Raw genomic sequence first — 20,025 nt, 5'->3', positions numbered from 1 at the left:
TGCGCCATCTTTCAATATGGCTGTATATCCGCTTATTTAGTTTACTGACCGTGCCGGGGCTTACTTTGGTTCCCCAAAGCGCTTCGGTTATGGATTCGACCCGTCTTACGCTTACTCCGGCCAGATACATCTCGATCATCGCTTCTTCAACGGATGATTCCCGCCGCTTGTAGCGCTCAATAATCGCGGTCTCGAAGATGGCCTCCCTAAGTTTTGGCACCTTTAATTTCACTTCCCCTGCCTTGGTCAAAAGCTTCCGCTCGTAATGACCGGCACGACTGTCAACCCGGTCAGGGGATCTGGAATATTTGGGAGCATTGCAGAGTCTATCTGCTTCGGCATCCAGTAAATCGTTTAAGGTCTGCTCCACTGTGCCCCTGACCATTTCGTCCAAATGGCCCCGAATCTTACCCTCGTCGATATACACGACATGCCCGAGCTTTTTGGTGTTATCCTTGTCCAAGGTGGTGGTCCTTTCGTTTGGTGGGTGAAATATTGGCAATTTCGATTTCACCATACGGAGACCACCACCTACTATTAAAAGCGAAAAATATCTTACGTTATCTACAAATTTGATTAGCCCAAGCACTACATGAAAGCTTTTTCCCAACGTTTCTTAGAGTTGCAAAAACGAACGTCTTTAGGATCAAATTCGTTTGGGTCATAAGGATAGTAATCCTTGAGATGGCCTTGTAGCCAGGCCATCTCGTCTTCATATTCCGGGTGATTTGGATTAGCCAGTATCTCTAGAAGGTTATAATAACCCGGGAGGCCTCCGCAATCCTCTGGCGGGCAAGCACCTTCACCGCCAATGCACTGAGGGTATTTAACCCCCTTTTCCTTTAAAATAATTCCTTCCAAAACGATTTCGTGCTGCCAACTATCACCAAAATCGTATTCATAAATTAGCTTCACGCCAGGTTCAATAAAAAATTCTGCGGTTGGAACATCCCAACCTGGAATGGTTGATGTTTCACCAAATTCATTATCCGGTATGCCTATACGGATGATCTTACGCTTATATTTTGGACGTAGTCTAAATTCATGCAAATGGCAATCAAGCCAGCCCATCGAATCTTGAATGGCAACATGCAAATCCCAAAAATTAAATTTGATTGGCACTTGTATCCTTCGCCATATTGCAGGCTCTGTTCCGATCAAGCTGATCTTGAACTGGTGAATCAGATTATTGTTTTGGGCCATATGAAAGCCTCCTCAATTCTCATGATTAAAATCCTTTATCCCCAAGGCTGCATGGGTAAAAATTGGACGCGGAACCACACATTTTAAAGCTCACTATGCCGTACTTCTTATTGTTGAGAAAGTCTAAAATTTATCTTGAGCACCTAAAAGCCCCCGACTGACGCCGACATCCTGAAAAAGCCTCTGCCCAAAAAACACCTGGCCGGTAAATCAGATTCTGGAAATACTTCCTTGTCTGTCTTATTATTCTATTAATATGGTTTTTTTTGGTTTTTTTTGAGAGACTGCCCCCAAAAGCCGATTCCGAAAAAACAGCTCAATATTCACATGACTTGACCGCTTTCAGAAAGGAACTCAGATGGATACCTATTATGATCCCAAAGATTTGGATAAATTCCCCGAGATAGGTAAAGAAGCGCCGGACCTGGCCAAAAAATTTTTTGATTATTATGAGGCGGTCTTTGCAGAGGGAGCCCTTACGGAGAGGGAAAAGGCGCTGATCGCCCTGGCCGTGGCCCATGCGGTGCAATGCCCCTATTGTATTGACGCCTACACCAACGCCTGTCTGGAGCAGGGGTCTGATCAGGCCGAGATGACCGAGGCTGTGCATGTGGCCTGCGCCATAAGGGGAGGCGCTTCACTGGTGCATGGCGTGCAGATGCAAAAACTGGCAGACAAACTCTCCATCTAGTCAACATCGGTTGGAAGAGGTCATATGGTTTCCTTTGCCCAGACCCTGAAACAACACCATATCAAGCTGACCAGGGCAGAAACAAAAACCCTGCAGATCAACTTGGGACTGGTCTGCAACCAGGCCTGCAAGCACTGCCATCTTGAATGCGGTCCGCACAGAACGGAATCCATGTCCAGGGATACTGCCCGTCAAGTCATCGAATACGCATCGCAGTGCGGTTTTCACAGTATAGACATCACAGGTGGCGCCCCGGAACTAAATCCCAACACCCCCCGGCTTTTGGAAAAATCCAAAAATCTGGCCCAAAAGGTCATGTTCAGGGCCAACTTAACCGCGCTAACCGATGGGGAGCACGATGATCTCATCGCTCAAATGGCAGAACTGGAAATCGTAATCATGGCCTCCTTCCCCGCCTTGAACGCCGGACAGACCGATTCAGTGCGGGGCAAGGGGGTCTTTGATCGAACCGTCAGGGCGTTATCCATTTTGAACAAGGCGGGTTACGGTAAAGAAGACACCGGCCTGGAGCTTAACTTGATAACCAATCCGGCCGGTGCCTTTTTACCGCCGGACCAGCAAAAGAGTGAGCAGCGTTTTAAAAGGCAGCTTTTAGGCAAGCACGGCATTTCCTTTAACAACCTTTACAGCTTTGCCAATGTGCCCCTGGGCAGGTTCCGCAACTGGCTACAGGAAAAGGGCCTTTTGGACGACTATCTGGGGAGGTTGGCCACTGCCTTTAATCCCGGCGCCGTGGAACAGGTAATGTGCCGCAACCAGGTTTCGGTTAATTGGGACGGTTACCTGTATGATTGTGATTTTCACCTGGCTGTGGATAAGCCCCTGGCAGGAAGAAAAACCCATGTAAGCAGTCTTTCCCAGGCTCCTGAAGCGGGAAGCCCCATTCCTTTATTGGACCACTGCTACACCTGCACGGCAGGAGCAGGTTTTACCTGAGGTGGGGCCATTGTCACCTGAGTTCAGGGAAAACTCTTATTAAGATTGGATCGGTAAAACGCCTTGGCAGCCAAAAGTATTGCGCCGTGAAAAAAAGCACTTTAACAAAATTTGTCATCTCGGGGGTTTTAATTCTGGTTTTAAGCCTTTTCTTTGGGTTGGACCTGCATCGGGAGCTTACCTTTGCCAACCTGGGAAAGCTTAAAAATCAGCTGATCGGGTTCCGGGAGGCAAATTACGCGTTCACCCTGGCCGGTTTTTTTCTGCTCTATGTCCTGGTGGGGGCGTTTTCCCTACCCGGAGCCGGGCCCATGACCCTTTTGGGCGGGGCCATATTCGGTTTTTGGCCTGCCTTGATAACAGTCTCCTTTGCCAGCACCATAGGGGCCACCCTGGCCTGTTTTTTCTCCCGCTATGTACTGGGAAATTGGGTTCAAAAGCGCTTTTCCGACCAGATAAAACCCATAAACAGAGGCATGGAAAAAGACGGTCTGTTATATCTTTTTGCCCTGCGCCTGGTGCCGGTGTTTCCCTTTTTTATAATCAACCTGGTTATGGGCTTGACCAGGATCAAACTGGTTTCCTTTTACTGGGTCTCCCAAGTCGGCATGCTTGCAGGCACTGTGGTCTTTGTGAATGCAGGGGCTCAACTCGGAGCGATCACCTCGCCCGAGGATATCCTCTCGCCTGTGGTGGCGGCCTCCTTTGCCGCCCTGGGACTGTTTCCCTTGATTGCCAAATGGATGCTAAACAAAATCAAGGCCTCAAAAAGCCTTGATCAACCAAACTCTCATGGCAAATAGAAAACCAAACTCCTCCCGGCTTAACTTTTTAAGATTCAAAGGCAGCCGGAACAAAGGAGACAAAGCCGATGTCTGATTACGAATATGATCTGGGCGTAATAGGAGGCGGCGCGGCAGGCCTGACCGTGGCTGCCGGCGCGTCTCAACTGGGAGCCAAGGTTGTTTTACTGGAAAAGGAAGAAGCCCTGGGAGGAGATTGCCTTCATTTTGGCTGTGTCCCCAGCAAAACCTTGATCAAGTCAGCCAAGGTTTTTCATCTTATGAAAAACGGCCCGGTGTTTGGACTGCCCAAAATCCAGCCTCCGCCGGTTTCCTTTGCCCGCATTGCAGCCCATATTGCCGAAGTCCGGCAAAAGATCCAAAAACATGATTCAGAGGAGCGCTTCTGCGGCCTTGGGGTGCAGGTGGTAAAGGGAAAAGCCTGTTTCACAAGCCCTCACTCTGTTGCCCTGGATGACAGAACATTCACTGCCAGGCACTGGGTTATCGCCACAGGCTCCAGCCCGGCTGTTCCGGATATTGAAGGGCTTGAATCAACCCCCTTTCTCACCAACAAAGACCTCTTCACCCTGGATTGCCTGCCAGGCTCTCTTATTATCTTGGGCGCGGGGCCTGTTGCCGTTGAAATGGCCCAGGCTTTCGCCAGGCTCGGCAGCCGGGTTTCCGTTGTTCAGAGAAGCGGCCAAATCTTAAGCAAGGAAGACAAGGACCTGGCCGACCGAATCATGGAAAGCCTCAAGTTCGAGGGAATTGAATTTTACTTGAATTCATCAGTAAGCCGGGTGAACTCAGTACACGGGGTTCCTGAACTGGTAATTAAAAATGAAAACAGCGAACAGATTCGCCTTAAAGGGGAAAAACTCCTGATCGCCTTGGGTAGAAAGCCCAATCTGGAAGGCCTTGGCCTGGAAAAGGCCGGGGTGGAATATTCAAGCAAAGGCATTACGGTGGACAACCGGCTGCGCACCAGCAATAAGCATATCTTTGCGGCGGGAGATATCACGGGCCAATACCAGTTTACCCATGCGGCCGGTTATGAAGGAGGCGTGGTTCTGGCCAACACCATATTCCGGCTGCCGAAAAAGGCCGACTACACCTGGCTGCCCTGGTGCACCTATACGGATCCGGAACTGGCCAGTATGGGGCTCAATGAAAAAAGGGCCAGACAAAAAAATATTGAGTACAAGGTATGGCAAGAGGAATTTTCTGAAAACGACCGCGCCCTGACCGAAGGCCAAAGCCGGGGCTGTATAAAAATGCTGGTGGATTCCAATGAAAGGCCCTTGGGCGTCCAGATCCTGGGACCCCAGGCCGGTGATCTGCTCGGCGAATGGGTGGCTGTGCTTAACGCCAAGGTGAAAATATCGACCCTGGCCTCTTCTGTGCACCCCTATCCAACCCTGGCCGAAATCAATAAAAAGGTGGCCGGAGATCTTATGGCCCAAAAACTGTTCAGCGAAAAAATCAAAAAAGGCCTTAAGCTGATCTTTAACACCAAGGGAAGGGCCTGCACCCCGGAGCAGCCTTAAATGGCCGCTCAAAAAATCACCTCAAGAAGGCTTATTGTATTCACCCGTTATCCCAGGGCTGGAGAGACCAAAACCAGGCTCATTCCAACCCTGGGCCCGCAAGGCGCGGCCAGTTTACAAAAACGCCTTACCGAACGCACCATGGCCCAGGCCCGCAGGCTCCGGCTTATGCTGGAACTTGAGCTGGAGGTGCGGCTTCCGGATGAACTGGAGATGGCCCGCAAGTGGCTGGGGCCTGATCTTTTGTACCGGCTTCAGGGTCCTGGAGACCTGGGCCTGCGCATGCAAAGAGCCGTTTCAGAGGCATTTAAACAAGGAAAAGGCCAGGTTGTGCTGGTGGGAAGCGATATCCCGGAATTGGATTCCGCACTTCTGGCCCGGGCCTTTGAGCTGCTTGACCAAAAACCAATGGTTCTGGGCCCTGCCCTGGACGGCGGATACTATCTTTTGGGGTTGACTAAAGACCAGCCTGAACTTTTTGCACCGGGCAATTGGGCAAGAAGCCGCCCGCTATTGCAAACTGCAGGAAAATACGGCCTTGACGCCCGGATTCTGCCCGGCCTGAGGGATTTGGACAATAAAGAAGATCTGGCCTGTTGGAAGGAAGCCAAACAAAGAAGATCTCAGACTATAAGTGTGATTATCCCCACCTTAAACGAAGAAAAAAACATATCAAGAACCATTGACCAGGCCAGGGCGGAGCATCCCCTGGAAGTGATAGTGGCGGACGGTGTTTCAGAAGACAACACTCTGGACCTGGCCAAAAAGGCCGGAGCCCTGGCCTTTACCTGCCAAAGGGGAAGAGGCGGGCAAATGAACGCAGCCGCCAGGCTTGCCTTGGGAGAGCACCTTGTTTTTCTGCATGCAGACACCAGGCTCGCTTCCGGCTGGTCAAAAGAGGTGTTAAAGATTCTGGCCCGGCCCCATACAGCAGCCGGTGCTTTCACCTTTAAACTGGACAATAAGTCCCCGGGACTTTGGCTCATAGAAAAAACCGTGGCCCTGCGCTGTTCCCTGGCCTCCCTGCCCTATGGGGACCAGGCCCTATATGTAAAAACAGATCTTTTCCGGTCTGTGGGCGGATTCAGGAATCAGCCCATTATGGAGGATTGGGACCTGATAAAACGACTCAAGCAAAAAGGCAAGATAAGGATTTCTCCCCTGCCCGCAGTCACCTCTGCCAGAAGGTGGGAAAAGCTGGGGATTTGGCGCACGACCCTGGTCAATTACCTGATACCCGCAATATACATGTTGGGAGGAGATGCGGATCTTTGCTACCGTATTTACTACGGCTCAAAAACCACCCATAACCTGAAAAGTAAAGAGCCATGAACAAAAAGCAGGCAAACAAGGAAACCATAACCAGCCTGATCAGGTCTTTTTTGGCTGACCCGCATAACAACAACCTGGGAGAACCTGACCAGGCCAGGGCCTGGGACGATCCCCTGGTGGGTTTTGCCCGGGCCGACGATCCCCTTTTTGAATTCTACCAACAGGATATTGGTGACTTTTACTGGCTTCCCCGGGAGGCCTTTGGCCTGGTTCACGGCCCGGCCAGGGACCAGGACCTGACTATCATAGCCTGGGTCTTGCCCCAGACCGAAACCGCCCGCCACGACAACCGGAAAATGGATTTTTACCCCTCCCGGGCCTGGGTGAGGTCCCGCTGGCAGGGCGAGGCGGTCAACAGCGCCTTGAGAAAGCACCTGGTGCATAGGTTGGCCGATCTGGGCATCAGGGCGGTTGCGCCTCTGTTGCTTAAAGACTGGCAGATAAAAAAATCTCCCAAATACGGCAGGTCTTCCTGCTGGTCTGAACGTCACGCCGCATATGCCGCCGGGCTCGGCACCTTTGGCATCTGCGCCGGGCTGATCACCCCGAAAGGCAAGGCCGTGCGGGTGGGCTCGGTGATCGCCGAGATAAACCTAACCCCGGATAAAAGGCCCTATAAAACCCACATGCAATATTGTCTCATGGCAAGCCGGGGCATCTGCGGACTTTGCATGGAACGCTGCCCTGTGGGGGCCATCACGCCAGAAGGCAAGGACAAGGCCAAGTGCATGGCCCACAGCAGGGGCAAGGTGGCTCCATACCTTCTCAGTGAATACGGGATTAAAGGATACGCCTGCGGCCTTTGTCAGACCGGGGTTCCCTGTGAAAGGTCCATACCCCGGCCCCAAGATCTTGAGCGACTGAATCGTAAAGACTGATTTCAGCCTGACCCGTTAGCCGCCAAAATGGCCTTGGCGCAGACCAGGCCTGAGGCCGAGGCCTGGATCAGACCCCTGGTTATACCCGCTCCATCGCCTATGACATAAAGGCCTTTGATCGCCGTCTCCAGGCTGGAGGAGAGTTCAATACGGTGGGAATAGAACTTCACCTCCACGCCATAAAGGAGAGTATCCCTTTCCGCCAGGCCCGGAGCCAGCTTATCCATGGCCTGGATCATCTCGATTATGTCCTGCAGTATCCGGAAAGGAAGCACATAGGAAAGATCACCGGGCGTGGCCTGCTTGAGGGTGGGCCTGGTGAGGCAGCGGGCCAGGCGTTCGGGCGTGGATCGCCTTCCGGCCAGAAGATCACCCAGGCGTTGCACTAAAACGCCCTCTCCCAAAAGATTGGCCAATTTGGTAACGGAACGGCCATAGGCTATGGGATCATCAAAAGGCTCGGTAAAGGTGGCTGAGACCAAAAGGGCGAAATTTGTGTTCTCTGTTTTTTTCCTGGCATAGGAATGACCATTTACACTTATCAGATCCCCGGCCTTTTCCATAACCACCTCGCCATAGGGGTTCATGCAAAAGGTGCGCACCTTGTCGTCAAAGGTGGAAGAATAGTAAACCAGCTTGGATTCATAGAAAACCTTGGTCAATTCCCGCATCACCGCGGCCGAAGTCTCCACCCTCACCCCTATGTCAACCGGATTGGGTCTGGTGGCCAGACCAAGTTTAGCCGCCTGGGCCTGCATCCAGTGATTGCCCACCCTGCCCGGCGCAACAATCACCTGAGAGGTTCCAACAAAATCACCATTATCCAGGGAAACGCCTTTAAGTACACCGTTTTCAACCTTTATCTCCGTGGCCTGCACCTGGGTCAGGACATCGCATCCCTTATCCAAAAGGTATTTGTAAATATCAGCCAAAAGTTGACGGCAATTTTCAGTGCCCATGTGGCGTACAGGCGAAGGCACGAAAATCATCCCGGCCAGTCTGGATTTAAGTTTAAAATCGGCGTTCTGCTCGGGGTCCCCCTGAAAAACCTGCTCCGGGGCCCCGAAATCCAGCCAAAGACGGTCGGCTTCGGCCATGGCTTCGCTTAGTTCCCTTGGGCTTAAAAGCTCACTTAAAAAACCACCCACCTCGGGGCTCAGGGTGAGCTTACCGTCAGAAAAGGCCCCGGCGCCTCCCCAGCCCTTCAGGATATCCGGCTTTCTTGACCTTGAACGCTCTTCAATGGACCTGCCTTGCTCAACTATCAAGATCGGACAATGGCCGGATTCACAAAGTCCCAGGGCGGCAAAAAGGCCGGCCGGACCCGCACCAATAACAACCGCTTTGTAATCAGGCATAAAGTCTCCGGATATGGTTTATTGTCATAATGCCAAAATAACTCTAACACTACAATATTTGTAGCCTAAACACAAAAGATTGACACCTCTGACCTAAAAGCGTAATCTTGATTTTCCTGGAATGCGCCTCAATTTTTTATAAAATTCTTCCGGCTTTTGCGCAAATGAGATTCCATTTTTTTGAGCAATCCTGACTTTTGCATGAATCTGGCCATGGATTTTTGTGAACGTTCAGTTACAGGATCAAGCTCATGAGAACCAAGGGCCGGTTTCAGGAAAAATAAAAAAACAACCAATGCGGCTTGAACAGGCAAAAGGCAGAAAAAAAGTTTATTCCATTTATTGGGCGCCTCCTATTTATTCTCAGAAACCTGTATGAAATGACCAATCACTCCTTCATCAAAAACACGGCCTGTTTAATACTACTTTCCACTGTTCCGGTAACATTTTTTTTCGGACTCATTCTTTGGGGAAACGGAGGTGAACTCAGCGAAGCCCTCTGGTATATGGCCGGCGGCTGCTTTTGCATGGCCTTGGCCGCGGCGCTGGTGGCATCCTTTTATTGGCACAAAAGGCTGGCTCGTCAGGCAGAAAATCTGATCGACTACTGCAACTCCCTTGCCCTGGGCAATTCAGAGGCAATCTACAACCCACCGACCGACCTGCCCGATTTAAGCAATCTGGGGCTTGCCATTCAGGTAATGCGGGATGTGCTGGTGGACTACTTAAGCCTGTACCGCCGCTTTTTCGAGGCCTCGCCGGATATGTTTCTGTCCCTGACACCTGCCGGAGGCCGCATTCTTGATGCGAATCAATCCTTTTTCAAGGCTCTGGGGATGCTCAGAAAGGAAGTCCTGGGACAACCTGTAGATAAATTTGTCAAACTGAAAGCTCCATTGGAGGAAATTTTAGCCTCCCCTCAAAGTGACCGCTTAAAAGCCAAATTGGATTCCGCTTCCGGGCCCCGCCAGGTGGAGATGAGCATCTCCTGGGAACCAACCCCACAGGGAAGGCCCTGGGTGTTGGGTGTAATGCTCAGGGATGTCACGGAGCGCGAAGAACTGCATAACCGATTGCTTCAAAAATCAGCAGCTTTGGAGAATGCCTTGGAAGAAATCAAGGGAATGGAAGCCTTGAAGGATCAGTTCCTGACCACCCTCACCCACGAACTGAAAACCCCCCTGGTTGCCTTGAAGGGGTTTATGGAATTGTTAAAGAGCGGTAGGGTGCCGGAGGAAAACAAAGAGGAGTACCTGTCCATCTGCTGGAGAAACCTGGAAAAGCTGGAAAAGCAGATCAACAACCTTTTGGACTTGGCCAGACTGAGCCACGGCCGGGAGCAGGTGCAAATGGTAAAAGTGGATCTGGCCGCCCTTTTGCACAATGAAATTGAAAATTTAAAACCAATGGCCGCTGAAAACAAGGTTGCACTCTTGGTCAAGCGGCCTGAGAAACTGGTTGTAAACGGGAATGCGGAAAAGCTTATTCAGTTGGTGGATAACCTGCTTTTAAACGCCATAAAATACAACAAGGAAGGCGGTGAGGTTCAGGCTCTGCTGCAACAAAAGGAGCAGAAAGCCGTCCTTATGATACGCGATACCGGAGTGGGAATTAACCGTGAGGATATTGCCCATATATTCAACAGGTTTTATCGTTCACAAGAGGTCTCTGGTTCCGGCAGGCTGGAGGGCTTGGGTATCGGGTTGAGCCTGGTGCAGGAAATTGTGAAGCTGCATAAAGGTAATGTGCATGTAGATAGCACCAAAGGAAAGGGGACTACCTTTACAGTGGAAATTGGGGCTGACTGTTAAAAAAAATACTATCAACACTTCGACAGGTGAATCAACCGCTGCCATCAATCTTACCTTTAAGCCCGAATCGGGTATTTTATAGTATTAATATCGGCAAAAACAACCCGATTTATGTTTTAAACTTTAGTAGTACTAATAAGCTGAATCATATTTCAAAAGCGACACCTTCCCCCCGGAAGCGCACGCCTTAAATTTTTATCAGCTATTTATTATATTTAAAAACAGACAGTTATATATCGTCAAGCAATAATAGAGAAAAAAAGTTGCGCCCGCACAAGAACCCTCCCTGCCTGCCCCTGTTAGGAGAGTGTAAACGTGCCGAGCGCAACCATTCCCAATAGGATGCAATACCTATGCCTAATTCCACATATGTCTAATACATATGAATTAGAGACATCCAACGCCTGAGCCAACCCGAAAAATCTAATAAGCGCCTGGGGTGGCGCTGTGGGAAATTCATTTAAAGTTTTAGCGGTGCCTCGCGAATTGAAGTAAAACCTTGAGACAAACTCGTTTAGTGGATTTTCCGTATATTTCATTAATCCTAATAAATTATCTAACTAATTAATTAATTCTTGTATTATAATTTTTTATGAGTTAAAAAATTTTGTAGAGCTTCAAATATTCTATCCAGACTGCTCACTAAAAGTATACAAATATGACACTGTTTTTAGATATTCAAACTCCTCTTCCCCTTACCGGTTCCGACCAACTACCAGCGTGGCCCCAGGAAAAAATAATCTACATTTCCCATACGGTAAATGGTGCAGACGATCAAAACCAGCTGGTTAAGTTGAGAGACTGCCTACTGTTTGAAACCATCGATAAACGCCTGCCGCGAATTGAGCAACTCCGTTACAAAATCAAAGAATCTCCAATATGCATCTTTTTCCACATCAAGGGCGGAATGAGGTTCAAGCCTGACTGTTGCGCCCAAAACGATCTGGAATACATAACAACCACAGGCACATCTACTATTTGCTGGGCTCCCCATAGCCAGGGAACAGTGCAATTTGACAGCAGTTCAGGCTGCACTCATTTTTCCATCTTTGCCGCGCCCAGTTGCTTTTTGGAGATAATGGGAGAAGAGCCGCCCGCCCCTTGGCGTCGGCTGGTGGATTTACTGAAAAACAAAGACGGAAAAGGTCCCTTTTTCCATTGCTCGGCTATGCTCCCGGCCATGGAATGGATAATAGGGCAGTTGGTTAACACCCCATATAAAGGGACGCTCGCCAAACTGTATCAAGAAGCCAAACTGTGGGAGCTGATCGCAATGCGGCTCAATTTTGGCAATTTTTCAGCAAGTTCAGCAAAACTGCGACAGCCTGAGCAGGAGCAAGTGCGCCATGCTCATTTTATTCTGTTAAACAACCTTAGTGATCCGCCGGATCTCATCAAACTGGGCCGCATGGTCGGGCTTAACCGGAATAAACTTAACAGGGGATTCCGGCAACTTTTTGGTGATACTGTTTTCGGGCTGCTGCGAAAGGAAAGGCTGGCTCAGGCTTACCGTTTACTGGTCAAGAGCGACAAGCCCCTGGCGGAAATTGCGCAGTCCGTGGGTTTTGCCAGTCAATCCAGCTTTTCGCAAGCCTTTTTTTCCCATTTTGGTCACCCACCTGGAGCCGTACGCCGCGTCTTGCATCAACTCCCCTGCCCGGACAGCTCTCATAAAACAGTGCGGTACGCTAAAAAATAAGTGCTGTGCTCGAAAGACCCTCCTGTTTTAGATTGTTATAACAACCCCAAATTAGTGATAGCGGTGTTTCTTATAACGGGTGATTTGGTTGATGTATATTCTGTAAAGTAAGAATTAATCATCAGTACTAAACACCTCAATTAGGTGGAAAGCCGTCCCAAAATAACCACAAAAACAGGACACAAAACAACTCGAAAGTTGCACCAGTTTTGGGGATGCGGAAAGCCGACCAACACGGCCGCCAAACTTTATTTTTTTCGATTCAACTAGTTGTTTTCATAAATAAAAATTAATAATATTTCACAATTCAGCCCTGGGGATTTTTATGGTTTTAATGTTTTGTCGATCTGTTCACTGATCAAGACCGAGGCCATATCAAATCATATCAGAAAATACTGTCATTATATGTGTTGATGCTTCTTCTTATTACCTTTGCCACTGGGTAACAAGCTTGCGTTAATTTAAGGGGGTATGCAGAAATGATTATTGTGTATGAAAAGAATAAACATCTAGAAAAAACAATCAAAAAACTGGTTTTAGCATTCTTTTTACTTTTGGTTATTATTCAATTGCCAATCTCCGGGACCACCTGGGCAAAGGAATCGGCAGACGAAGGGATTGCTTCACACCAGCTTGGAAAGATGGTGGTAACCGCACAGAAACGCGAGGAGAACATTCAGGACGTGCCGGTGAGCATAACCGCCTTTTCCGAAAAAGACTTGGAAGATGCCAATATAACGAACATGGCGGATGTGGCCCGCTTCACCCCCAATGTCTACATGTATGAAAGTCAAGCTGAAAATGTCATTGTGATACGCGGTAATTACAGTTTCCTGGCCTCAATTTACTCACCCACCGGTTTATACGTGGATGGCGTGGCCATGCCGCTTCATCTCATGCACAACCCGGATCTTTACGGTGTGCAGCGGGTGGAGGTGTTAAGGGGACCGCAGGGAACCTTGTATGGCCAGAATACCGAATCAGGGGTCATCAACATAATAACCCGCCAGCCTGACGGCGAATTCACAGCCGGTGTGTACGGCGATCTTGGTGTCTATGATACGCCTCACGACCGTGAACCCTATTACCGCATGGGCGCCAACTTGATGGGCCCCCTGGTTCAAGACAAACTTTTCACGGGTTTTTCCGGGCAAATCACCCTTAGCGACGGTTTCATGACCAATGATCTCACCGGCCGTGATGACGCGGCAAAAATCGACCGTATGGACGGCAGGTTCACCCTGCGTTGGACCCCGAAAAAAGAGTGGGACATAAGTTTAATCAGCGATTTCCAGGACTGGGACGACAAAAACGGCACCTACCGTTTCATGACTGGATACAGAAAGGCCGACCGATGCGCCATTAACTGGAACAGCAGAAACCTGCTTGAGCGGAGGGGAAACGGCCAGGCCCTGAAAATAAATTACTCCGGCCATTCTTTTGAGTTAACCTCAATCACCGGACACCGCAAAACAAAAATTGATCACACCCAGGATATGGACACCGCTTTTCTTAACTGGGGCGATGCCGACGTTTTTTATGACAACGAACTGTGGAGCCAAGAGGTGAGACTGGCCTCGCCACAAGGTTCCTCGCCTCTTAACTGGCTTTTCGGACTGTATTTTTCTCATGGGAAAAATGACGTGATTTCAGATTACCCGTTTTTCGCCCAATACCGCAGACTGAATTCCAAAAGCGACAGTCAGGCCGCCTTTGGACAGGCCACCTACACCCTGTGGAATAAGCTGCATCTCACTGCCGGGGTTCGCCTTGACTTCACTCAAAAACAGGGGGACGGGTTATTTTTAGATCAAGGAAGCAACTCTACTTATTCCAAGGATCTTGACTATTGCGAATTTTTACCGAAATTAGCCGTAGCCTATGATATCCAGCCAAGCCTGACCACCTATGCCTCCATATCAAGAGGCTATCTCTCAGGTGGATACTCTCATGCCTTTGCCATTAACACCCAAACCTTCACCTATGATCCCGAATACACACTGAACTACGAGGTAGGCCTTAAGGGACAATGGCTTGACGGAACCTTATTCGCTGATTTGAGCCTCTATTACATCCAGATTACCGACAAACAGGTGGTTGAACGCAGCAATCAGTTCATGGTCAATCACGTGCGCAATGCAGCGGAGGCCTACTCCAGAGGCGCCGAGTTAAGCGTGGCCTGGATCCCGCTGAAAGGGCTGAACCTGCAAGCCGGCATGGGAATTTCAGAGGCTAAATTCGAAGATTGGAGTGCAATGGACAGCGACGGCTCCATCTTTGATTACGCAGATAACTACACACCCAACGCCCCCAACTATACATACAACCTGAGCGCGCAATACCAGTGCGCATCCGGTCTGTTTTCCAGGTTGGACCTGTTGGGTGTGGGCCGCATCTACCATGACCCGAAAAATTTCCTGGAGGCGGATCCCTACCTTACAGTCAACCTGCAATTGGGTTACCGCGCCCGGAACTGGGAAGTGACCTTATGGGCCAAGAACCTCTTTGATGAAGAGTACTATACGGCCTTATGCGATTGGGCGGGAGACACCATCGCCCAAGACGGAGCCCCGCGCTTTGTGGGAGTCAGACTTTCCTACAACTGGTGAAAAAAATATTTCCCAATTAAACCTGGAGAACCAAGAATTATGACCGGCATGCCAAGGCCCGACCAAGATTGCGAACCGCTCTTCTCCATCTTCACTGATTTGACCGCAGGCAAACTGCTCATCGTTGCCATTGATTTGGATTTGTTCAATCTTTTGCATAAACCAATGACCGTTCAAGAGGTGAGCCAAGCCTTGGAAAGCCACCAGTCAAACACCAGGCTCTTTCTGGACGCCCTGGTGGCCGTCGACCTGCTGAAAAGACAGGGCCCGCATTATCAAAACAGCCGACTATCTGATTTGTATCTCACAGATGACAGCCCTTATGCCATCGGCAAGATGCTGCGGCAAAGTTATGACGAGCAAACAAAATATCTGGACCATCTGGAAGACCTTGTCAAAACCGGGAACTCGGCTCTTCGATTTTCCGGCCAGAGCATGGATCAGCCTGAGATATGGCGAGATATGGTCAAGGGTATGGGCAACTATTCGCGTAGCTCAGTGGCCCAGGATTTGGCCGCTGTCATTAAGCGTCAAAAGAGATTTCCTCAATTAAACAAAGTGCTTGACCTGGGAGGAGCCCATGGGGTCATGGCCCTGGAGCTTCTCCTGAATCACCCAAACTTGCAGGCCGTGATAATGGATCGGCCCGAGGTGCTTGAGGGCGCCAAGGGATTCATAGCCGAATACGGCTTGCAGGACAGAGTGTCGCTAAGGGGTGGTGACTATGTGACAGATGATCTGGGAGAAGGCTATGATCTGGTGCTGGCATGTTCCACCTTGCATTTTCATTATGAATTCCTGACCGACCTGTTGAAAAAAATCCATGCATCCTTAAAGCCAAAAGGAATCCTGGCGGCCTTGAACGCCGGTTTGACCGAAGAAGGATGCGCCCCAAGGGAGATTGTCTTAACCATGTTGCCCTGGCGGCTGGCGGAACGCTCCAATTGCCTGGATCAAGGCGAAATTGCCGATGCGGCTTTCCTGGCGGGCTTCAGGTCTGTACGGTCCATGACCATAAAAACTCCGGGCGGTCCCATGGAACTGGATATCGCCCGAAAATGAGGTGGCTTGATCGGGGGAAAAAACTAAGGGTCAACAGGCCGTTACTGATTAAAAAATCCGTTCTTCTGGCTGTCATGTACACCAGTCAGAGCCTCCCCTTGGGATTCACCTGGGTGGCGCTGCCCATAATAATGCGCCGGAATGGATATGATCTCCAATCAATAGGCATGTTGGCCCTTTTATACCTGCCGTGGGCGGGAAAATTCATTTACGCCAGCGTGCTGGACCGCTACTATTTCTCCTCCATGGGCAAGAGGCGCTCCTGGATTTTACCCTTGCAAGGGTTGGCATCGGTCCTGCTTTTTCTTTTGGCCATTTGCCCAAATACAGCCGGCGGCATGCTGCCCGCGCTTGTGCTCATATTTACCTTGAACCTGGTCGTTGCCACCTGTGACATTGCGGTGGCCGGCTATGCCGCTGATATGCTTGAACCAGAAGACATGCATTTGGGCGGCATGATTCAGACCTTTTTCGCCCTCCTGGGCACCATGCTCGGCGGTGGTGTCCTTTTCATGGCCTATGATCTCCTGGGCTGGCAAAATTCCTTTTTATTGCTGGGCATATTGGCGCTGGCATTAAGCCTTCCGGTTTTATTCCACACCGAAAGAGACCTGTTGGCCAAGGCCCGGCAAAAAACCCAAACCTTGAGACACAAACCGAGCCTCTTTAATTTCGCCACCCGGCCGGAAACAAAATGGTTTTTGTTTTTCATGTTTTGGATGGCCATCGTTTCAATGGGAGGTTCGCAGCTTTTCCCGCCCATGATGAATGATCTGGGGTTAAGCCCGGCTCAAATCGGTTCCATCATGTTCTGGTGGGCCCATCCGGCCGGACTGGCGGGTTCCTTCATCGGAGGACCGCTGATGCGTTACCTGGGGGTGCGCAACCTGGTGAGGGCGGCTTCTGCGGCAGCCATAATTTTATGCTGGCAGATAGCATTGGTGGCCAAAGGCCATAGTATTGATCAAAGTTTGGCCGCGGTTCTTTTAATGGGGCAACATCTCATGCAGGGGATAATAATGACCTGCATGCACACGCTGATGATAAGGCTCAGCGCCGGTCCGCAAGCAGCAACAAACCATGGCTTTCTATGTGGTTTTAACCATGTGGTAATGCTGACCCAGGCTCCGCTGGAAGGCTGGATAGGCAATATGTTCGGCTATGCGGGTCTCTACGCCACCCTGTCGTTTGTTCTCCTTTTTTCCCTTTTTGCCGCGGATTGGACGCTTAAGGCTCGGCTCAGATCACTTTCATGAACAACAAACATTGCCTTTTCCTTTGGGATATACTCGAATAGCAACCAAAAGCGGCGCTCCGAACAGGCGGCTATATTCACGGTTAAACTGGGAGGGGCTTTCATAACCCACCTGAAAGGCGGCAGTGGAGGCATCCAGGTGATCTGTCAAGATCAGCCGCCTTGCCTCATGCAACCGAATTCTCTTTTGAAATTGCAAGGGAGTCATGGCGGTCAAGGCTCTGAAGTGGTGGTGAAAGGTTGAGGTGCTCATACGTGCATGAGTCGCCGGATCTTCATTTTGATCCGGTTGGTGTAATTTTCCCTCAGCCAACCAATGGCCCTTGCGATTTACCGGAGCCTTTGCCCCTGTTCTCCCACCAGAAGGCGCTAGATAATTTCCTTTTGGACAAGAGGCGCAAAGATGGGAATATCATCCGGTTCTTCAAGTAAATCAATTAGGCTTTGCAAGGCGCTTACGAGAGATGGGGCAACCTTGCGAATCTGCTGGGACTTGAGGGCGAGGAAATCACTTCCACCAAAATGGCCTATGAACACGGCCTGGGAGAGATCAATTTAAGGCGTCTGAAAATCCGGGAGGTATAAGGTTAAGCTTGAAGGTGGTGTGTCTGGTCGTGTTCCTATTTTTTTTAGCCTGAATATGGGCAAATTAAGTCTTGATGCACCACCATTTATTTGCCGAATAGTGGAGATGAAATTGACAAAATTCAATCTTACTTAAAAGATTCAGGCTGAGCCCGGGGGGAATATCAGCCCTGAACTGACCTCCCGCATTAGTCAGTAATGTTAATTAGTTGGGGCAGGTGGAGATTAGCGTATGAATGAGATGGCCTAATCGGCCGACAGATTAAACACCGGTCGAAAAGGCCATCTATATATTTCCTTCAAACGTCGCCAAACTTGAACAGGAAGAGCTATAGTTCATCCAAGGCCCTTTGATAGGCATCAAGAGCAGTCTGGTCAAAAAGCACCATTTTGATCTCCTTGAAAACACCTGCATGAGCCATTAAGTAATCCCTGACAGCACTCAATGCCACCAGGGCCGCCTGATCAAGGGGATAGCCATAGGCCCCGGTTGATATGCTGGGAAAGGCTACTGTGGCAAGCCCGTTTTCCCGGGCCCTTTCCAGGGAATTTACATAGCAGTCGGCCAGCAATTCCGCATCCTTGGGAGAACCTCTGTAGATCGGGCCCACGGTGTGGATCACCTTCAGGGCCTTCATGCATCCTGCCCCGGTTATCACAGCCTGGCCTGTGGGGCAGCCCCCTATTTCACGGCATTCGGCCATGAGTTCAGGTCCTGCGGCCCGGTGTATTGCGCCATCCACACCTCCGCCGCCTGCCAGGCGGCTGTTGGCCGCATTCACCACAGCCTGGGTCTCCACCTGGGTGATATCTCCTTTTTGCAGGGTAAAAAGGGTGTCACCCCAATTTGCTTGCAGCATGCCGTCTCCTTAGCTGAAAAACACCGTGAGGTCTTACTAAAACGCTAATTTTTCAGTCTCGTTTTGGCGCCAGGAAAAAAAGGTTACCCGGGTATTTCATTCTCCCGGCCAGGCTGCCTGCCTGGTCTCCGCTGCCAAAATAAAGATCCACCCTGCCCGGGCCCCTGATGGCCCCGCCGGTATCCTGATTAAGCACCATTCTGCCCATTGGGGCTGTTTTTCCTCCCGGCGCCGGAATCTCTCCGACAATATAGGCGGGAGCCAAGCCGGGGAATATGCGCCGATCCGTTGCTATGGACCTGCCTGCGGTGAGGGGCTTGCCAAAACACCCCAGGGGGCCATCTCTGGGGGGCAAGGGGCGGAAAAACACATAAGACGGGTTGTGAGACAGAACCTCTCTTCTTAATTCAGGTTTTTCCTCTAAAAAGGCTTTTATGGCCTGCATGGACATGTTATCCAGACTCATAAGGTCTTTTTGAATCAATAATTTTCCAATCGACCGATAGGGATGGCCGTTCACACCGGCATAACCAAGCCTCAGATGGGAGCCGTCCTTAAAGACCACCTGGCCGGATCCCTGTATATGCAGAAAAAAGGCCTCCACCGGATCAGCCAGATAGGCCAAAGGCTCTGCCTTTTCCTTTAGAACCCCGTTAAAGTCAATCTCCTCCCGATCATAGTAGGGAATGACTTTATCACCATAGACCCGGGCCACCAGATGACGCTTGTCCGCCTTGATCCCAAAGTCTCTAAGGTCAATCTTTACCAAATCTGTTGGAATGGCGTAAAGCGGATACACAAAAGGCTTCTCGGGTTTCATTCTGGCTGCCAGCACCGGTTCATAGTAACCAGTGAAAAGCACCCTGCCCTCACCATCGGAGCCAATGGACTTGAACAATAAAAATTTTCTTTTCAAAGCCTCGGTCCTGGCCCTGGGATCCGGCTCCCTTACCAATATATCCCTCAGCTGGTTGAGCGCCGTGATCATCTCACTTGCGGTTCTTTTGTGTTCACCAAAGGTAAAGGTTCTATCCGGCGGCACCCTTTCCAGATAGGCCAGGGATTCCATACAGGCCTTTTCCAGGCTCTCTGAATCCATGTCATCATAAAAAACCGGCCAATCGGTGGGCGGAACCAGCTCCAGCACAGCCCTTTCACCTGTGGTCGAAGTGGTTTGGCTGGGCGTACAGCCAAAAAGACCGAGACACAATATCAGGGCGCAGATTAAAAGGCCCATTTCCTTTAGTGTTTTGTATTCAGTATTGTTTTTCATTTGCATTTTTTAACACGGCATGAGTTTCAGGGGTAAAAATTGTATAGATCGCAAAGCAACTTTCTCCGCTTCTGCAAACCGGTATAAAAACGGTATTTGGCGCCGAGTGGCTGACAGACA

General features: G+C 50.1%; 16 protein-coding genes and 1 pseudogene. 11 read left to right on the top strand and 6 right to left on the bottom strand.

Features of this window, described 5'->3' with window-relative positions; translation table 11 throughout:
- Together X474_RS19550 and X474_RS19545 are read right to left on the bottom strand one after the other, a co-directional pair.
- Positions 1 to 385, bottom strand: a 385-nt coding sequence (locus X474_RS19550; RefSeq protein WP_231688355.1) for a transposase, incomplete at its 3' end; no start/stop codon positions are given.
- A 203-nt stretch (positions 386 to 588) separates the two neighbouring features.
- Positions 589 to 1,203 carry a plasmid pRiA4b ORF-3 family protein gene (locus X474_RS19545; RefSeq protein ID WP_044351318.1) on the bottom strand — a complete coding sequence of 205 codons (615 nt, stop codon included), beginning with the start codon at positions 1,201 to 1,203 and terminating at the stop codon, positions 589 to 591.
- 358 nt (positions 1,204 to 1,561) lie between these two features.
- Between X474_RS19545 and X474_RS19540 the strand changes: the two genes are divergently transcribed.
- From X474_RS19540 to X474_RS19515, 6 genes are all read left to right on the top strand, one after another.
- Positions 1,562 to 1,894 (top strand): arsenosugar biosynthesis-associated peroxidase-like protein, encoded by a 333-nt coding sequence (locus tag X474_RS19540; protein WP_044351316.1) that lies wholly within the window; start codon positions 1,562 to 1,564, stop codon positions 1,892 to 1,894.
- 24 nt (positions 1,895 to 1,918) lie between these two features.
- Complete coding sequence (gene arsS / locus X474_RS19535; protein WP_044351314.1) at positions 1,919 to 2,851, top strand: arsenosugar biosynthesis radical SAM (seleno)protein ArsS; 933 nt, start codon at positions 1,919 to 1,921, stop codon at positions 2,849 to 2,851.
- Positions 2,852 to 2,937: 86 nt separating this feature from the next.
- Complete coding sequence (locus X474_RS19530; RefSeq protein ID WP_044351312.1) at positions 2,938 to 3,654, top strand: TVP38/TMEM64 family protein; 717 nt, start codon at positions 2,938 to 2,940, stop codon at positions 3,652 to 3,654.
- Between the two features lie 68 nt (positions 3,655 to 3,722).
- A complete protein-coding gene (locus tag X474_RS19525) occupies positions 3,723 to 5,183 on the top strand; it encodes a dihydrolipoyl dehydrogenase family protein (RefSeq protein ID WP_044351311.1) in 1,461 nt (486 codons plus the stop codon).
- Entirely contained in the window at positions 5,184 to 6,515 is a 1,332-nt protein-coding gene (locus tag X474_RS19520; protein ID WP_052515429.1) for a TIGR04283 family arsenosugar biosynthesis glycosyltransferase, read from the top strand.
- Positions 6,512 to 7,393 (top strand): hypothetical protein, encoded by an 882-nt coding sequence (locus tag X474_RS19515; RefSeq protein WP_044351309.1) that lies wholly within the window; start codon positions 6,512 to 6,514, stop codon positions 7,391 to 7,393. The genes X474_RS19520 and X474_RS19515 overlap by 4 nt, the downstream gene beginning before the upstream one ends.
- Before the next feature lie 2 nt (positions 7,394 to 7,395).
- On the opposite strand, the gene X474_RS19510 is transcribed toward X474_RS19515, so the two are convergent.
- Complete coding sequence (locus X474_RS19510) at positions 7,396 to 8,751, bottom strand: NAD(P)/FAD-dependent oxidoreductase (protein WP_044351308.1); 1,356 nt, start codon at positions 8,749 to 8,751, stop codon at positions 7,396 to 7,398.
- Between the two features lie 527 nt (positions 8,752 to 9,278).
- Here X474_RS19510 and X474_RS19505 point away from each other — a divergent pair.
- From X474_RS19505 to X474_RS19485, 5 genes are all read left to right on the top strand, one after another.
- Positions 9,279 to 10,562 (top strand): PAS domain-containing sensor histidine kinase, encoded by a 1,284-nt coding sequence (locus X474_RS19505; protein ID WP_197282198.1) that lies wholly within the window; start codon positions 9,279 to 9,281, stop codon positions 10,560 to 10,562.
- A gap of 658 nt (positions 10,563 to 11,220) precedes the next feature.
- Positions 11,221 to 12,261: a helix-turn-helix domain-containing protein gene (locus X474_RS19500; protein WP_052515428.1), complete on the top strand. Its 1,041-nt coding sequence runs from the start codon at positions 11,221 to 11,223 to the stop codon at positions 12,259 to 12,261.
- Between the two features lie 479 nt (positions 12,262 to 12,740).
- The gene (locus X474_RS19495; protein WP_044351304.1) at positions 12,741 to 14,870 is read left to right on the top strand and encodes a TonB-dependent receptor; all 2,130 of its coding nucleotides are present in this window, start codon (positions 12,741 to 12,743) and stop codon (positions 14,868 to 14,870) included.
- Between the two features lie 39 nt (positions 14,871 to 14,909).
- A complete protein-coding gene (locus X474_RS19490; protein WP_044351303.1) occupies positions 14,910 to 15,932 on the top strand; it encodes a class I SAM-dependent methyltransferase in 1,023 nt (340 codons plus the stop codon).
- On the top strand, positions 15,929 to 17,188 hold the full coding sequence (locus tag X474_RS19485; protein WP_052515427.1) for an MFS transporter: 1,260 nt from the start codon (positions 15,929 to 15,931) through the stop codon (positions 17,186 to 17,188). Before X474_RS19490 ends, X474_RS19485 begins: the two co-directional genes overlap by 4 nt.
- Here the strand turns inward: X474_RS19485 and X474_RS26580 are convergent.
- From X474_RS26580 to mltA, 3 genes and pseudogenes are all read right to left on the bottom strand, one after another.
- A pseudogene (locus X474_RS26580) lies at positions 17,183 to 17,664 on the bottom strand (helix-turn-helix domain-containing protein); the annotation flags it as partial. The gene X474_RS19485 and the pseudogene X474_RS26580 sit on opposite strands and share 6 nt — an antisense overlap.
- A gap of 437 nt (positions 17,665 to 18,101) precedes the next feature.
- Positions 18,102 to 18,632, bottom strand: coding sequence for an O-acetyl-ADP-ribose deacetylase (locus X474_RS19475; RefSeq protein ID WP_044351300.1), 531 nt, complete (start codon positions 18,630 to 18,632; stop codon positions 18,102 to 18,104).
- A gap of 52 nt (positions 18,633 to 18,684) precedes the next feature.
- Positions 18,685 to 19,905: a murein transglycosylase A gene (mltA, locus tag X474_RS19470; protein WP_197282196.1), complete on the bottom strand. Its 1,221-nt coding sequence runs from the start codon at positions 19,903 to 19,905 to the stop codon at positions 18,685 to 18,687.
- Between the last annotated feature and the right edge of the window lie 120 nt (positions 19,906 to 20,025).

This window comes from Dethiosulfatarculus sandiegensis (genome assembly GCF_000931935.2).
GTDB lineage: Bacteria > Desulfobacterota > Desulfarculia > Desulfarculales > Desulfarculaceae > Dethiosulfatarculus > Dethiosulfatarculus sandiegensis.
The sequence above is the reverse complement of the archived record's forward strand: the minus strand, read 5'-3'. Positions and strand labels throughout refer to the sequence as shown.

Excerpts from the sequence above, each read along its gene's own strand:
- X474_RS19495 (WP_044351304.1), top strand. The coding sequence starts at position 12,741 with ATGATTATTGTGTATGAAAAGAATAAACATCTAGAAAAAACAATCAAA.
- X474_RS19545 (WP_044351318.1), bottom strand. The coding sequence starts at position 1,203 with ATGGCCCAAAACAATAATCTGATTCACCAGTTCAAGATCAGCTTGATC.
- X474_RS19525 (WP_044351311.1), top strand. The coding sequence starts at position 3,723 with ATGTCTGATTACGAATATGATCTGGGCGTAATAGGAGGCGGCGCGGCA.
- X474_RS19505 (WP_197282198.1), top strand. The coding sequence starts at position 9,279 with ATGGCCTTGGCCGCGGCGCTGGTGGCATCCTTTTATTGGCACAAAAGG.
- X474_RS19475 (WP_044351300.1), bottom strand. The coding sequence starts at position 18,632 with ATGCTGCAAGCAAATTGGGGTGACACCCTTTTTACCCTGCAAAAAGGA.
- arsS (WP_044351314.1), top strand. The coding sequence starts at position 1,919 with ATGGTTTCCTTTGCCCAGACCCTGAAACAACACCATATCAAGCTGACC.
- X474_RS19485 (WP_052515427.1), top strand. The coding sequence starts at position 15,929 with ATGAGGTGGCTTGATCGGGGGAAAAAACTAAGGGTCAACAGGCCGTTA.
- mltA (WP_197282196.1), bottom strand. The coding sequence starts at position 19,905 with ATGAAAAACAATACTGAATACAAAACACTAAAGGAAATGGGCCTTTTA.
- X474_RS19520 (WP_052515429.1), top strand. The coding sequence starts at position 5,184 with ATGGCCGCTCAAAAAATCACCTCAAGAAGGCTTATTGTATTCACCCGT.
- X474_RS19540 (WP_044351316.1), top strand. The coding sequence starts at position 1,562 with ATGGATACCTATTATGATCCCAAAGATTTGGATAAATTCCCCGAGATA.
- X474_RS19490 (WP_044351303.1), top strand. The coding sequence starts at position 14,910 with ATGACCGGCATGCCAAGGCCCGACCAAGATTGCGAACCGCTCTTCTCC.
- X474_RS19500 (WP_052515428.1), top strand. The coding sequence starts at position 11,221 with ATGACACTGTTTTTAGATATTCAAACTCCTCTTCCCCTTACCGGTTCC.
- X474_RS19510 (WP_044351308.1), bottom strand. The coding sequence starts at position 8,751 with ATGCCTGATTACAAAGCGGTTGTTATTGGTGCGGGTCCGGCCGGCCTT.
- X474_RS19515 (WP_044351309.1), top strand. The coding sequence starts at position 6,512 with ATGAACAAAAAGCAGGCAAACAAGGAAACCATAACCAGCCTGATCAGG.